Raw genomic sequence first — 14,302 nt, 5'->3', positions numbered from 1 at the left:
TCCCGCGCCCCGAGGGCCTCAGCGGGCCGACACCTCCGTCTTCGCCTCACCCGCCACCGGCGCACCGTCCTGAGTTCGCGCTTCCGGTTCGCCGAACCAGGCGACCGCGACGGCGCCCGCCACGGCCACCACGAACCCGAGGGCGGCGACCCAGGCGAACCCGGGGCGGGAGGAGTCGCCCAGCCACAGCACCCCGAGAATGCCCGGGACCACCGTCTCGCCCACCACCAGCGCCGCCGTGGCACCGTTCACCGACCCGATCTGCAGGGCGACGGTGTGCAGGTACATCCCGCCGAGGCCCGCGATGAGAATCGCGTACAGGGCGGGATCGCCCAGCAGCGTCGGCAGGTGGAAGGGGTCCACGCCGTTCAGCACCCGTACGCCGACCCCGAGCGCGCCGAAGCCCAGGCCGGAGAGCAGGCCAGCGAGGATCGCGGCCCGGCCGCCGAGCAGCCGCACGATCAGCGTGCCGCCGCCGATGAGCACGACGGACGCGGCGAGCAGCCACCAGTGGGCGGCGATCGGCGTGCGGCCGCTGCCCTCCGGCCCGGCGGCCGTCGCCAGCAGCACCAGCGCCCCGCAGACCACCGCGATCGAACTCCACTCGGCCCGCGAGAGCCGGATGCCGAGCAGCTTGATGCTCAGTACGGCGGTGATCACGAGGTTGGCGCTGATCACGGTCTGGGAGAGGAACAGCGGCAGCAGCCGGGCGGCCAGCGCGCCGAGCGCGAACCCTATGAAGTCCAGCCCGGTGCCGACCATGAACTCCCAGGTCACGGCGGCCTTCGCGGTCGACGACAGGCTGGGGCCGCCGTGCTGGGTGACCCCGGTCGTGGAGGCCGCGGCCGCCTCCCGGCGGGCGGATTTGCGTGAGCCCACCGCCTGCAGGACCGATCCCGTGCCGTAGCAGGCCGACGCCGCCACGGCCGTCAGAAGACCGATGATCACCAAGAGCTCCGTTCGACCGCTGTGCACACCATGTGTTCCGTGTCCGGCCTGGCAGACGCGCATTCCGGGACGGGAGTTGCCTCCCCGGGCGAATCCACCGCCCGACCGGGTGAACCGGGGCCGCGGCCGGCGCCCTGGCGGCGCGGGGGCGGGAAGAAGGACCGTCGGCGCCCGGTCAGGAAACGCTCTCGGAGCGGAGCCGGGCCAGCGCCTCCGGAGCCTCGTCCACCGAGTCGACCAGGGCGATCCTGGCCGCCATGGGGCGGTCCGCCGCGAGGGCCTGGAGGAGGGGCCAGGTGGGGAGCCGCTCGGTCCAGTGCGCGCGGTCGACCAGCACCATCGGGGTCGGCTCGCCCCGCGACTGGTAGTAGTTGGGCGTCGCGTTGTCGAAGATCTCCTGGACGGTTCCGGCCGCGCCCGGGAGGAACACCACGCCGGCGTTGGAACGCGCCAGCAGACCGTCCTCGCGCACCGCGTTGACGAAGTACTTGGCTATGTGGGACGCGAAGACGTTCGGCGGCTCATGGCCGTAGAACCAGGTGGGAATGCCTGCCGAGGCCCCGCCGCCCGGACGGCTCCGCCGGATGTCGAAGGCGGCCCGCGCCCACTCGGTGACCGATTCGGAGAAGTGCGGTGCCTTGGCGAGACGTTCCAGCGCCTCGTCGAGCATCTCGTCCTCGAAGGGCGCGGCGTACGCCCCGAGGTTCGCCGCCTCCATCGCGCCGGGGCCGCCGCCGGTCGCGACGGTCAGACCGCTGCGGGTGAGCCGGCGCCCGAGCCGGGCCGCGCCCGCGTAGTCCGCCGATTCCCGCCGCAGGGCGTGGCCGCCCATGATGCCCACCACCTGCGCACCGGCGAGGTGTTCGTCGAGGGCGTCCGAGACGGCGTCGTCGTGGATGCTGCGCAGCATCGAGGCGAAGATGTCGCCGTCCGACTTGGTCTCCTGGTACCAGCGGTAGGCGCGGGCGTCCGGGGTGGCGTCGTAGCCGGACCCGGCCAGCCCCTCGAAGAGCTCGTCCGGGCCGTACAGGCTGCCGCGGTAGGGATCGAACGGCAGGTCCGGCACGGGCGGGAAGACCAGGGAGCCGCCGGCCCGTATCTTGGCGGCGGCGTCCGGCTCCATCGCGCAGCCGAGGAACACGGACTCCGTGGTGTCCGTGCTGAGCAGCGCGAACGTACGGTCCGTCAGATCGACCGACTGGACGCGGTGTCCGGCGAGGCTGCCCGCGGCGACCACCCGGTCGAACTCCGGCAGGGATTCGATCTCGTGGTCGTGGTTGTCGTCGTGGGCCGGGAAACGGCGGGACGCTGAGGACTCTGAATTCGACTGCACGTCCGTCATGTTAGGACCGCAGTGATGCCACCAGAGGAGCGAGGGGCTGGTCAGGCCCGAGCAGGGCCGCGGTGAGAGGAGAGGTGCGGCCGGAGACGGGGCCGGGACCGTCGCGCCGGTTCCTCCGGCACGCCGGTTGGTCCCGGCCCCTCAGTGCACGCGCCCGCTCAGTGGACGAGCGGAAGTGTGGCCATCTCCGCGACGGTCCAGGTCAGAGGTGCCAGGACGATCACCAGCGCCAGGGCGCGCAGGGCCGCCGCCCGGTAGAGGACGGATGCGGAGGCACCCAGGCGGCGGAGGGCGGCCGTGGTGTGGGCGCGGGCCGAGCGGGACTCCAGCGCGGCGGTGAGCGCGCTGGCGGTGACACAGGCGAGGACGACCGCCGCGCCGACGGCGGTGAGCGGTCCGAACGGACGGGAGGGCGAGGCTTCGTACACCTTCATCGCGGCGTACGCGGCGGAGCCGACCGCGCACAGGACGCCGAGCGGGCGGCCGAGGCGGTGCGACTCCTCCTGCAGGACCCGCCCGGACAGCAGGCGCAGTGCGCCCGGCCGGCCGGCGCACAGGAGCCGGCCGCACAGATGCACCAGACCGGGCCCGGCCAGCACCAGGCCGAAGGCCGACAGTGCCCAGCCGGCCAGCACTCCCGGCGGGCTGCCGACCAGCCGGCCGGGGAGGGGCAGCAGCCCGCCGTGGGTGCCGGGGGCGCGGCTGGTGTACGCCTCGATGGCGAGGCCGGCGGCGGCCATGGCGATGCCCCACGGGAGACCGGAGGGCGGGGCGATCCGGGGGCGGCTCTCGGCCTCGGCGTCGCCGGCCTCGTGGCGGGGGCGCAGGGCGACGGCGGTCGCCACCGCCGCGGTCAGCGGCACGGTCGCCAGCAGGAGGAGGGCGCCGACGAGCGGCAGCGGACGGCCGGTGCCGAGCAGGTCGGCGTTGAAGCGGACAGCGGACGGACCGCCGAGGTCGCCGCGGAGACGGAGGAAGGCCAGCAGTGCGGCGAGGACACCGAGCACACAGGTCAGCGCGGTGGAGACGGTGGCGAGCAGGGTGAGCCGGAGCGGGCCCAGGCCGGCCGCGGTCATACCGCGCTGGAGGCGGGCGGCGGGATCCGTGCGCGCCGTGGACACCGCGAACTGGGCGGTGGCGGCGAGCGGGGCCGTGCACCACAGCAGGCGTACCAGCGACTCCTCGGCCGCGGACGGATGACCGGCGGCGTGGCCGAGGGTGGAGAGCATCAGGAAGCCGGTGCCGGCCGCGGCGAGGGAGACGCCGAGGCGGCGCAGCAGGACGAGGGGGTGGGAGCCGCGGGCTAGACGGAGAGCGAGCACGCTGCCCTGCTTTCCTCATCGGAGGGCCCGGTGGCCTCGGGCGCGGCGCTGGACTGGCGGCCGTCGAGGAGTGCCAGGGACCGGTCGGCGAGCGTGGCGATGTCCGGGTCGTGGGTCGCCAGGACGACGGTGATCTGGTGCGAGCGGGCCGCGGTGGTGAGGGTGCGCAGCACCTGGGTGCCGTCGGAACGGTGCAGCGGCGCGGTCGGTTCGTCGGCGAACAGCACCTGGGGGGTGGTGGCGAGCGCGCGGGCGATGGCGACGCGCTGGCGCTGGGACTGGTCGAGCTGGCCGGGTCGGCGCCGCGCGCACATGCCGACGTCGAGGCGGTCCAGCCATTCGACGGCGGTGTGCTTGGCGGCGCGGGTACCGGTGCCCCGGAGCAGGAGGGGGAGAGCTGCGTTCTCCCAGGCGGTGAGTTCGGGAACGAGGTGCGGCTCGGTGTCGATCCAGCCGAACCGGTCCAGGCGCAGCCGTTCGCGGCTGGGGGAGGAGAGCGTGTGCACGGGGGCGCTGTTGAACCAGATCTCGCCCTCGGACGGGACCAGTTGACCGGAGAGACATTTCAGGAGGGTGGTCTTGCCGCTGCCGCGCGGGCCGGTGACGGCGAGGATCTCGCCTTCGCGGACGCCGACGGAGACTCCGGCGAGGGCCGAGGTGCCGCCGTGCGTGTGGTGCAGGCCGCGGGCCCAGAGAACGTCGTTGTCAGGCGGGGCCACCATCTGCGCACCTCTTGTTGTAGGCGTCGAATCGTTCCCCCGACCGGGTGAACGACCATGGAGGGTATCGGTCACTAGCACGGTAAGGACTGGTGACCCCCGGTATTCGTGGCTTGGCAGCACAACGGCCCAGATTCACTCGTATGGCTTGAAACGAGTGAATCCGAGCCGTTGGATCTTCAGTTGTGCACGAGGGCACCGGCCGGTGCCCCGTGGATCAGAGCTTGGTCCAGGCCTCGGTGAGGACGGAGCGCAGGATCTGCTCGATCTCGTCGAAGACCGGCTGGTCCGCGATCAGCGGCGGGGCCAGCTGGATGACCGGGTCGCCACGGTCGTCGGCGCGGCAGTAGAGGCCGTTGTCGTACAGCGCCTTGGAGAGGAAGCCGTACAGGACGCGCTCGGTCTCCTCCTCGTTGAAGGACTCCTTGGTGGCCTTGTCCTTGACGAGCTCGATGCCGTAGAAGAAGCCGTTGCCGCGGACGTCGCCGACGATCGGCAGGTCGTGCAGCTTCTGCAGGGTGCTCAGGAAGTTGCCCTCATTGTCGAGGACGTGCTTGTTGAGGCCCTCGCGCTCGAAGATGTCGAGGTTGGCGACACCGACGGCCGCGGAGACCGGGTGGCCGCCGAAGGTGTAGCCGTGCAGGAAGGTGTTGTCGCCCTTGTAGAACGGCTCGGCCAGGCGGTCCGAGACGATGCAGGCGCCGATCGGGGAGTAGCCCGAGGTCATGCCCTTGGCGCAGGTGATCATGTCCGGTACGTAGCCGAACTTCTCGCAGCCGAACATCGTGCCGAGGCGGCCGAAAGCGCAGATGACCTCGTCGGAGACGAGCAGCACGTCGTACTGGTCGCAGATCTCGCGGACCCGCTGGAAGTAGCCGGGGGGCGGCGGGAAGCAGCCGCCGGCGTTCTGCACCGGCTCCAGGAAGACCGCGGCGACGGTCTCGGGGCCCTCGAAGAGGATCTGCTGCTCGATCTGGTCGGCGGCCCAGCGGCCGAAGGCCTCGGGGTCGTCGCCGTGGATCGGGGCGCGGTAGATGTTGGTGTTCGGGACCTTGTGCGCGCCGGGGACCAGCGGCTCGAAGGGGGCCTTCAGGCCGGGCAGGCCGGTGATGGACAGGGCGCCCTGCGGGGTGCCGTGGTAGGCGACGGCCCGGGATATCACCTTGTGCTTCATCGGCTTGCCGGTGAGCTTGAAGTACTGCTTGGCCAGCTTCCAGGCGGTCTCGACGGCCTCGCCGCCACCGGTGGTGAAGAAGACCTTGTTCAGGTCGCCCGGCGCGTGGTGGGCCAGGCGCTCGGCGAGCTCCACGGCCTTGGGGTGGGCGTAGGACCACACGGGGAAGAAGGCCAGCTCCTGCGCCTGCTTGTAGGCGGTCTCGGCGAGCTCGACCCGGCCGTGGCCGGCGTTGACCACGAAGAGGCCGGCGAGCCCGTCGATGTAGCGCTTGCCCTTGTCGTCGTAGATGTTGGTGCCCTCACCGCGCACGATCGTGGGCACGGGGGCATTCTCGTACGACGACATGCGGGTGAAGTGCATCCACAGGTGGTCGTATGCCGTCTTGGAGAGGTCGCCGCTCATTGCTATCTCGTTCCCCAGGTGTAGGTCTGCTTGCGGAGCTTGAGGTACACGAAGCTCTCGGTGGATCGGACGCCGGGAAGCGTGCGGATCCGCTTGTTGATCATTTCCAGGAGGTGGTCGTCGTCCTCGCAGACGATCTCGATGAGGAGATCGAAGGAGCCTGCCGTCATGACGACGTACTCGACCTCTTCCATGGTCGTCAGGGCGTCGGCCACGGGGTCGAGGTCGCCTTCGACGTTGATGCCGACCATTGCCTGCCGGCGGAAACCGACCGTGAGGGGGTCGGTGACCGCGACGATCTGCATCACGCCTTGATCGAGCAGTTTCTGTACGCGCTGGCGTACCGCCGCTTCGGACAGGCCGACGGCCTTGCCGATGGCGGCGTACGGACGGCGCCCGTCCTCCTGGAGCTGCTCGATGATCGCCAGGGAGACGGAGTCGATCGACGGGGTTCCGGTTCTGTCATCACTTTTTCGAGAGGCCGCCACGTCGTTCACTGTGCACGAGCCTCGTCTGTCTTGCAACCCCAAACCGATGAAATTAGTCGTGTTGCGATCGAGATTCTACTGATTCCGTCGTTCCTGAGTGGCGGGTGTGTTGAAAACGTGGGTTCCATGGCTAGGGTGGGTCCACACCACCGGATATCTGACTGAAGGGGGCGCACAGTGACCACCGCACTGCGTCGTCTGCGCAACTACATCGACGGGGAGTTCCGGGACGCCGCCGACGGGCGGACCACGGAGGTGGTCAACCCCGCGACGGGTGAGGCGTACGCCACCGCCCCGCTCTCGGCCGCCGCCGACGTGGACGCGGCCATGGCGGCCGCCGAGGCCGCCTTCCCCGCCTGGCGCGACCTGATCCCGGCCGAGCGCCAGAAGGTCCTGCTCAAGATCGCCGACCGCTTCGAGGAGCGGGCGGAGGAGCTGATCGCCGCCGAGTCCGAGAACTGCGGCAAGCCGCTCGCGCTCGTACGCTCCGAGGAAATCCCGCCGATGGTGGACCAGATCCGCTTCTTCGCGGGTGCCGCCCGGATGCTGGAGGGCCGCGCGTCCGGCGAGTACATGGAGGGCTTCACCTCCATCATCCGCCGTGAGCCGGTCGGCGTCTGCGCCCAGGTCGCGCCGTGGAACTACCCGATGATGATGGCCGTGTGGAAGTTCGCCCCGGCGCTGGCCGCGGGCAACACCGTCGTCATCAAGCCGTCCGACACCACCCCGGCCTCCACGGTCCTGATCGCCGACATCATCGGCAGCGTGCTGGACGAACTGGGCCACCCCCGCGGCGTGTTCAACGTCATCTGCGGTGACCGCGAGACCGGACGCCTGATGGTCGAGCACAAGGTCCCCGCGATGGCCTCGATCACCGGCTCCGTGCGGGCCGGCATGCAGGTCGCCGAGTCCGCCTCCAAGGACCTCAAGCGGGTCCACCTGGAGCTGGGCGGCAAGGCGCCGGTCGTCGTCTTCGAGGACACCGACATCCCCAAGGCCGTCGAGGACATCTCGGTGGCCGGCTACTTCAACGCCGGCCAGGACTGTACGGCCGCCACCCGCGTCCTGGTCCACGAGTCCATCCACGACGAGTTCGTCGCCGCGCTGGCCAAGGCCGCCGCGGAGACCAAGACCGGCGCGGTCGACGACGAGGACGTGCTCTACGGCCCGCTGAACAACGCCAACCAGCTGAAGCAGGTCAAGGGCTTCATCGAGCGGCTGCCCGCGCACGCCAAGATCGAGGCCGGCGGCGAACAGGTCGGCGACAAGGGCTACTTCTTCGCCCCGACCGTCATCTCGGGCCTCAAGCAGGACGACGAGATCGTCCAGCAGGAGGTCTTCGGCCCGGTCATCACCGTCCAGTCGTTTGCCGACGAGAAGCAGGCGGTCGAGTGGGCCAACGGCGTCGAGTACGCCCTCGCGTCCTCGGTGTGGACCAAGGACCACGCCCGCGCCATGCGGATGTCCAAGACCCTCGACTTCGGCTGCGTGTGGATCAACACCCACATCCCGCTGGTCGCCGAGATGCCGCACGGCGGATTCAAGAAGTCCGGCTACGGCAAGGACCTCTCGGCCTACGGCTTCGACGACTACACCCGCATCAAGCACGTGATGACCTCGCTGGACGGCTGATCAGGCCGGTCCGGACGGCCGATCGGGGGATCTGCACCCCCGGGCGGCGCGGAACGCTCGACACACCGTCGCGGGCGGAGGCCCGGCAATGGACGCTCTGTCTCTTGCCGCCTCCGCCCGCGGCGCGTGAGAGTGCTCGCCATGGCTGATCTTTCGCGGCGTGCGCTGCTCCGAGGTGTGGGCGGAATCGGTGTGACGGGGGCGCTGGCCGCCATGACCGGCTGCGGGGTGCCGCCCGCATACGTCAAGGAGGCGGACCGCGGGGGAGCGGACCGCTCCGCCCGGGACCACCGGCTCACCTTCGCCAACTGGCCGCTCTACATCGACGTCGACGACCGCCACAAGCAGCGCCGGCCCACCCTCGACGCCTTCCAGCGGCGCACCGGGATCTCCGTCACCTACACCGAGGAGATCAACGACAACGACGAGTTCTTCGGCAAGATCAGCCCGTCGTTGATGAACCACCAGAGCACCGGCCGGGACCTGATCGTCATCAGCGACTGGATGTGCGCCCGGTTCGTCCGGCTGGGCTGGGTCCAGAAGATGGACCGGGCGGCCCAGCCGCATGTGGCCGCGAACCTCGACCCGCTGCTGCGCACCCCGCACTTCGACCCGGGCCGCACCCACTCCGTGCCCTGGCAGTCCGGGATCACCGGCATCGCCTACAACCGCAAGAAGCTGGGCCGGGAGATCAAGCACACCTCCGACCTGTGGAAGGACGACCTGCGCGGCCGGGTCACGCTGCTCTCCGGGCTCGACGAATCGTTCGCGCTGCTGATGCAGGGCGAGGGCGTGGACATCACCCGCTGGACCGCCGACGACTTCCACCGCATGACCGACCGGGTGCGGCGCCTCGTGCACAAGGGCCACATCAGGCGGTTCACCGGCAACGACTACATCAAGGACCTGGACTCCGGCGACGTGCTCGCCGCGCAGGCCTACTCGGGCGATGTGATCCAGCTCCAGGCGGACAACCCGGACATCGAGTTCGTGGTGCCGCAGGAGGGCGCCGAGCTCTGGGCGGAGAGCCTGCTGATCCCCAACCTCGCCGAGCACAAGCGCAACGCCGAGCGGCTGATCGACTACTACTACCGGCCGGAGGTCGCCGCGGAGCTGGCCGCCTGGGTCAACTACGTCTGCCCCGTCCCGGCCGCGCGCGAGGTGCTGGCCTCCTCCAAGGACAAGGAACGCGCCGCACTCGCCGAGGACCCGCTGATCTTCCCCGATGACGCCATGCGCAAGCGGCTGGCCATCGCCCGCGACATCACCTCCGAGGAGCGAACCGAATTCGCCAAGGAGTGGAACGCGATCGTGGGGCTGTAGGGGGCGTGCCCCCCTGCCGTCCCGCCCGCCGCCCCGTCCCTCGGTGCGGGGCGACGGGGCGGCGGCGGGTGGTCACGGCCCGGGACAGGCGCCTAGCCGCGCCAGGCGGCCGTGTAGGTGTCGATCTCGGCCGTCAGGCGTGCCTTGGCGGCGGGGTCCATGAAGGAGGCGGTGACGGCGTTCTTGGCGAGGCCGGCCACGCCCTCGGCGTCCAGGCCCAACAGGCGGGCGGCGACGCCGTATTCGGTGTTGAGGTCCGTGCCGAACATCGGCGGGTCGTCGCTGTTGATCGTGACCAGCAGGCCCGCGTCGACCATCTCCTTGAGCGGGTGCTCCTCCAGGGTGCGCACCGCGCGGGTGGCGATGTTGGAGGTGGGGCACACCTCCAGCGGGATGCGGTGCTCGGCGAGATGGGCGAGCAGCGCGGGGTCCTGGGTGGCACTGGTGCCGTGACCGATGCGCTCGGCGCGCAACTCGGTCAGGGCGTCCCAGATCGTGCCGGGTCCGGTGGTCTCCCCGGCGTGCGGCACGGAGTGCAGACCGATGGCGAGGGCCCGGTCGAAGTACGGCTTGAACTGCGGGCGCGGGACGCCGATCTCGGGGCCGCCGAGCCCGAACGAGACCAGGCCCTCGGGCTGCAGGTCACAGGCGATACGGGCGGTCTCCTCGGCGGCCTGCAGCCCGGCCTCGCCCGGGATGTCGAAGCACCAGCGCAGCACCACGCCCAGCTCGGCCTCCGCGGCCTTGCGGGCGTCCTCGATCGCCTCGACGTACGCGGCGTCGGGGATGCCGCGGCTGGTCGAGCTGAAGGGGGTGACGGTCAGCTCGGCGTAGCGGATCTGCTGCCGGGCCATGTCCCGGGCGACCTCGTACGTCAGCAGCCGGACGTCCTCGGCGTCGCGGATCAGGTCCACGACGGAGAGGTAGACCTCGATGAAGTGCGCGAAGTCGCGGAAGGTGAAGTAGTCGACCAGCGCTTCGGGGTCGGTGGGGACGGCGGAGTCGGGGTGCCGCGCCGCGAGTTCGGCGACGATACGCGGTGAGGCCGATCCGACGTGGTGGACGTGCAGCTCCGCCTTGGGCAGGTCCGCAATGAAGGCATCGAGACCGGACAACGGTTCCTCCTGTCAATGAGTGCGCGCGGTGCGCGGAGGGGCTCGGTCATGCTAAGCGGGGCGGGGGCGGCCGTGGGGCGCAGGTCCGCGCACCGGCCCCGGGCCCCGGCCGGGCCTACGCCGCCGGCCCGTCCCGTTCGCGCAGGGTCTGCCGCGCCGCCATCAGCGCGAAGCCCAGCAGGTTCAGGCCCCGCCAGCGGGCGGGGTCCGCGGCGCGCTCGTCGTCGGCGGCGAGGCCGATGCCCCATATCCGGTCCACCGGGCTGGCTTCCACCAGCACCCGGGAGTTCGTGCCCAGCAGGAACTCCCGCAGGGCGGCGTCCTGGCCGAATTTGTGCACGCTGCCCTCGACGACCAGGGCGAAGCGGTGCCGCCGCCACATCTCCTCGTCGAAGCCGCGGACCGTGCGCCCGGCTTCCTTGGCCTGCCGGGGGTGCCGCGCCGCGAGGACCTCCCGCTCCGCCTCCGCGTCGGCGAACAGCCGGGCCTTGCCGGCCATCATCCAGTGTTCGGCGGTGGCGTAGCGGACGCCGTCGACGGTGAAGGGGGAGGGCCACCACTGGCTGAAGCAGCTCGCGCCGAGGCTGCCATCGCGCCGGGGGCTGTGACCCCAGAAGGGGACATATCTGACGCGGTGGCCGGCGGCGGCCGTGCGCCGGAGTTCCTCGACCGAACGCGGCCCGTCCGCGGCGCTCCCGGCGCCCTCCCCCGTGGTGATCCCCGCGTTGTCGTGCATCATGCCGGGATTCTGTCAGCGGGCACTGACAACGTGTCGGGGCTGATACTGCGGGAATCGCAGAATTCGTCGCGTAACCAAAAGGCAACAACGGAATCCCTTGTTGAGGCCCTTCTATTCTGTCAAGATCGGCCATCGATTCCGGAAATAGCTACGCCAGGCAGTGCCGCTGAGCGGCCTCGGTGCCCGGCGGAGGAGAGCACCATGGATCACCGATTCGATGCCACCGAGCGGTTCGCCGAGGGCGCCCAGTTCATCGCAGGCAGTCTCCGCAGCGGGAGTTCCGGCCGCACCCAGGCCGTCGTGGACCCGGCGACAGGCGAGACGGTGTACTCCTACGAGCTCGCGGGTACGGCGGATGTGGACGCCGCCGTACAGGCCGCGGAGCAGGCGTTTCCCGAGTGGGGCGGCGCCACGCCCGGTGAGCGCTCCGACACCCTGCACCGCTTCGCGGCCGCGCTCGCCGAGGACGCCGCCGATCTCGCCGCCGCCGAATCGCTGAACTGCGGAAAGCCGATCAAGCTCAGCGAGGAGTTCGACGTACCGGGCTCGATCGACAACGCCGCGTTCTTCGCGGGCGCCGCCCGCCATCTGGAGGGCAAGGCGGCCGGCGAATACAGCCCCGATCACACCTCGGTCATCCGCCGCGAGCCCATCGGCGTCGTCGGCTCCATCGCGCCGTGGAACTATCCGCTGCAGATGGCCGCCTGGAAGGTGCTGCCGGCCATCGCCGCGGGCAACACCATCGTCCTCAAGCCCGCCGAGATCACCCCCTTCACCTCGCTGCTGTTCGCACAGGCCGCGCAGCGCGCCGGGCTGCCCGACGGCGTCCTCAACATCGTCTCCGGGGCGGGCCGGGACGCCGGTGAGCACCTGGTGGGCCACCGTTCCGTGGCGATGACCTCCTTCACCGGCTCGACCGGCGTCGGCAAGCGCGTCGCCGAGATCGCCACCGGCACCGTCAAGCGGCTGCACCTCGAACTCGGCGGCAAGGCCCCCTTCGTGGTCTTCGATGACGCGGACCTGGAGGCCGCCGTCCACGGCGCGGTCGCCGGCTCGCTGATCAACACCGGCCAGGACTGCACCGCCGCCACCCGCGCCTACGTCCAGCGCCCGCTCTACGACGCCTTCGTCAGCGGCGTCGCCGACCTGATGGCGACCGTGCGGCTCGGCGACCCCTTCGACCCCGCCACCGACCTCGGCCCGCTGATCTCCCACACCCAGCGCGACCGGGTGGCCGGCTTCGTGGACCGGGCGCGCGGCTACGCCACCGTCGTCACCGGCGGCGAGGCGCCCGGGGGCGAGCTGGCCAAGGGCGCCTACTACCGGCCCACGCTGATCGCCGGGGCCGCGCAGGACAGCGAGATCGTGCAGTCCGAGATCTTCGGCCCGGTGCTGGTCGTGCTGCCCTTCGACAGCGACGACGAGGGCATCGCGCTGGCCAACGACACCCCCTACGGGCTGGCCGCCTCCGCCTGGAGCCGGGACGTCTACCGCACCGGCCGCGCCACCCGCGAGATCAACGCGGGCTGCGTCTGGGTCAACGACCACATCCCGATCATCAGCGAGATGCCGCACGGCGGGGCCAAGGCCTCGGGCTTCGGCAAGGACATGTCGGCCTACTCCTTCGAGGAGTACACCCAGGTCAAGCACGTCATGTACGACAACACCGCGGTGGCGCGCAAGGACTGGCACCGCACGGTCTTCGGGGACCGCCCCTGAGGGACGCCCCACCGGGCCCCCGGGCCCTTCCCCTGCGGCCGGCGCCGCGGGCCTCGTCACCACCGGCCGCGCGCCGGGCTCATCCCCTGAAAGGGCACCGCGCATGGAGCACCACGAGCAGCCCGAACCCCTCTCCCCGGCGGAACTCGTCGCCATGCGCCGCAGTGCGACGAACGGCCGGCTCGCCATGACCCGCCGCTCGCTGCTGCGCGCGGGCGGCGCCATGGCGGCCACCATCGGCGGCCTCGGCGCCCTGGCGTCCTGCGGGATCCCGCCCGCGGGCCGTACGGACGCCGGGCGCTCCGAGGACCACTCCCGGGCGGAGAAGCGCCTCAACTTCTCCAACTGGACCGAGTACATGGACGTCAGCAAGGACGGCAAGCACCGGCCGACCCTGGAGCGCTTCACCCGGCGCACCGGCATCGCCGTCAAGTACACCGAGGACATCAACGACAACGACGAGTTCTTCGGCAAGGTCCAGGCCCAGCTGGCGGCCGGCCAGGACACCGGCCGCGATCTGATCGTGCTCACCGACTGGATGTGCGCGCGGATGATCTCCCTCGGCTGGATCCAGCAGCTGGACCCGGCCAACCTGCCGCACGCCTACGCCAACCTCTCGGCCCAGTACCGCGACCCCGCCTGGGACCCCGGCCGCGCGCACTCCTACGTGTGGCAGGGCATCCCGGCCCTCATCGCGTACAACAAGAAGGCCACCCGCGGGAAGAAGGTCGACTCCGTCAGCCAGCTGCTGGAGGACCCGCAGCTCAAGGGCCGGGTCGGCTTTCTCTCCGAGATGCGCGACAGCGTCGGGCTGACGCTGCTGGACATGGGTAAGCGGCCCGAGGACGTCGCCGCGGACGACTACGACGCGGCCCTCGCCCGGCTCCAGAAGGGCGTCGACTCCCAGCAGATCCGCCGCTTCACCGGCAACGACTACACCACGGACCTGGACAAGGGCGATCTGGCCGCCTGTGTGGCCTGGGCGGGCGACATCGTCCAGCTCCAGAACGACAACCCGGACATCGCCTACGCCATCCCCAAGTCCGGCTACATGGTGTCCACCGACAACCTCATGGTGCCGAACAAGGCCCGCCACAAGCAGAACGCCGAACGGCTCATCGACTACTTCTACGAGCCGAAGGCGGCGGCCCGGCTCGCGGCGTACATCAACTACGCCTGCCCCGTCGACGGGGTGCGCGAGGAACTTGCCAAGATCGACAAGAAGGCGGCCGAGAACCCGCTGATCCTGCCGGACAAGGAGATGGCCGCCCGCTCCCACTCCTTCCGCGCCCTGAGCGCCAAGGAGAACAAGGAGTTCGCCCAGAAGTTCTCCGACCTCACCGGCGCCTGACCCCCTCCCTGGCCCGCCCGAGCCG

12 protein-coding genes are annotated in these 14,302 nt (G+C 70.9%); 4 read left to right on the top strand and 8 right to left on the bottom strand.

The genetic code is table 11. From position 1 onward, the window contains the following. Window positions 1–18: 18 nt before the first annotated feature. The 6 genes from K7396_RS10310 to K7396_RS10285 form a co-directional block, all read right to left on the bottom strand. A complete protein-coding gene (locus tag K7396_RS10310) occupies window positions 19–948 on the bottom strand; it encodes a DMT family protein (RefSeq protein WP_152104847.1) in 930 nt (309 codons plus the stop codon). A 175-nt stretch (window positions 949–1,123) separates the two neighbouring features. Continuing rightward, entirely contained in the window at window positions 1,124–2,290 is a 1,167-nt protein-coding gene (locus K7396_RS10305; RefSeq protein ID WP_152104846.1) for an LOG family protein, read from the bottom strand. A 158-nt stretch (window positions 2,291–2,448) separates the two neighbouring features. Beyond that, window positions 2,449–3,612 (bottom strand): hypothetical protein, encoded by a 1,164-nt coding sequence (locus tag K7396_RS10300; RefSeq protein WP_152104845.1) that lies wholly within the window; start codon window positions 3,610–3,612, stop codon window positions 2,449–2,451. After that, on the bottom strand, window positions 3,594–4,334 hold the full coding sequence (locus tag K7396_RS10295) for an ABC transporter ATP-binding protein (protein ID WP_086718787.1): 741 nt from the start codon (window positions 4,332–4,334) through the stop codon (window positions 3,594–3,596). Before K7396_RS10295 ends, K7396_RS10300 begins: the two co-directional genes overlap by 19 nt. A gap of 214 nt (window positions 4,335–4,548) precedes the next feature. Further along, window positions 4,549–5,910 carry an aspartate aminotransferase family protein gene (locus K7396_RS10290; protein ID WP_086718788.1) on the bottom strand — a complete coding sequence of 454 codons (1,362 nt, stop codon included), beginning with the start codon at window positions 5,908–5,910 and terminating at the stop codon, window positions 4,549–4,551. Window positions 5,911–5,912: 2 nt separating this feature from the next. Next, the gene (locus K7396_RS10285) at window positions 5,913–6,407 is read right to left on the bottom strand and encodes an Lrp/AsnC family transcriptional regulator (protein ID WP_086718789.1); all 495 of its coding nucleotides are present in this window, start codon (window positions 6,405–6,407) and stop codon (window positions 5,913–5,915) included. A gap of 168 nt (window positions 6,408–6,575) precedes the next feature. Between K7396_RS10285 and K7396_RS10280 the strand changes: the two genes are divergently transcribed. Together K7396_RS10280 and K7396_RS10275 are read left to right on the top strand one after the other, a co-directional pair. Continuing rightward, complete coding sequence (locus tag K7396_RS10280; protein ID WP_086718790.1) at window positions 6,576–8,030, top strand: gamma-aminobutyraldehyde dehydrogenase; 1,455 nt, start codon at window positions 6,576–6,578, stop codon at window positions 8,028–8,030. Between the two features lie 141 nt (window positions 8,031–8,171). Beyond that, window positions 8,172–9,353 (top strand): ABC transporter substrate-binding protein, encoded by a 1,182-nt coding sequence (locus tag K7396_RS10275; protein ID WP_086718791.1) that lies wholly within the window; start codon window positions 8,172–8,174, stop codon window positions 9,351–9,353. Between the two features lie 92 nt (window positions 9,354–9,445). Here the strand turns inward: K7396_RS10275 and K7396_RS10270 are convergent, their stop codons facing one another. Both K7396_RS10270 and K7396_RS10265 read right to left on the bottom strand, forming a co-directional pair. Beyond that, entirely contained in the window at window positions 9,446–10,468 is a 1,023-nt protein-coding gene (locus K7396_RS10270) for an adenosine deaminase (protein WP_086718792.1), read from the bottom strand. Between the two features lie 115 nt (window positions 10,469–10,583). Then, on the bottom strand, window positions 10,584–11,207 hold the full coding sequence (locus K7396_RS10265) for an NADAR family protein (RefSeq protein ID WP_086718793.1): 624 nt from the start codon (window positions 11,205–11,207) through the stop codon (window positions 10,584–10,586). 201 nt (window positions 11,208–11,408) lie between these two features. Between K7396_RS10265 and K7396_RS10260 the strand changes: the two genes are divergently transcribed. Together K7396_RS10260 and K7396_RS10255 are read left to right on the top strand one after the other, a co-directional pair. Beyond that, window positions 11,409–12,926, top strand: coding sequence for a gamma-aminobutyraldehyde dehydrogenase (locus tag K7396_RS10260; RefSeq protein WP_086718794.1), 1,518 nt, complete (start codon window positions 11,409–11,411; stop codon window positions 12,924–12,926). A 103-nt stretch (window positions 12,927–13,029) separates the two neighbouring features. After that, a complete protein-coding gene (locus K7396_RS10255; protein WP_086718795.1) occupies window positions 13,030–14,277 on the top strand; it encodes a polyamine ABC transporter substrate-binding protein in 1,248 nt (415 codons plus the stop codon). Window positions 14,278–14,302 lie beyond the last annotated feature (25 nt).

It is taken from the genome of Streptomyces angustmyceticus (assembly GCF_019933235.1).
GTDB classification, from domain to species: Bacteria; Actinomycetota; Actinomycetes; order Streptomycetales; family Streptomycetaceae; genus Streptomyces; species Streptomyces angustmyceticus.
Note: the sequence above shows the minus strand (reverse complement) of the source record. Positions and strands in the feature narration are given on the sequence as shown.

Bases quoted from the DNA above. Each gene is read 5' to 3' on its own strand.
- K7396_RS10275 (WP_086718791.1), top strand. From the start codon at position 8,172: ATGGCTGATCTTTCGCGGCGTGCGCTGCTCCGAGGTGTGGGCGGAATC.
- K7396_RS10255 (WP_086718795.1), top strand. From the start codon at position 13,030: ATGGAGCACCACGAGCAGCCCGAACCCCTCTCCCCGGCGGAACTCGTC.
- K7396_RS10260 (WP_086718794.1), top strand. From the start codon at position 11,409: ATGGATCACCGATTCGATGCCACCGAGCGGTTCGCCGAGGGCGCCCAG.
- K7396_RS10305 (WP_152104846.1), bottom strand. From the start codon at position 2,290: ATGACGGACGTGCAGTCGAATTCAGAGTCCTCAGCGTCCCGCCGTTTC.
- K7396_RS10290 (WP_086718788.1), bottom strand. From the start codon at position 5,910: ATGAGCGGCGACCTCTCCAAGACGGCATACGACCACCTGTGGATGCAC.
- K7396_RS10265 (WP_086718793.1), bottom strand. From the start codon at position 11,207: ATGATGCACGACAACGCGGGGATCACCACGGGGGAGGGCGCCGGGAGC.
- K7396_RS10295 (WP_086718787.1), bottom strand. From the start codon at position 4,334: ATGGTGGCCCCGCCTGACAACGACGTTCTCTGGGCCCGCGGCCTGCAC.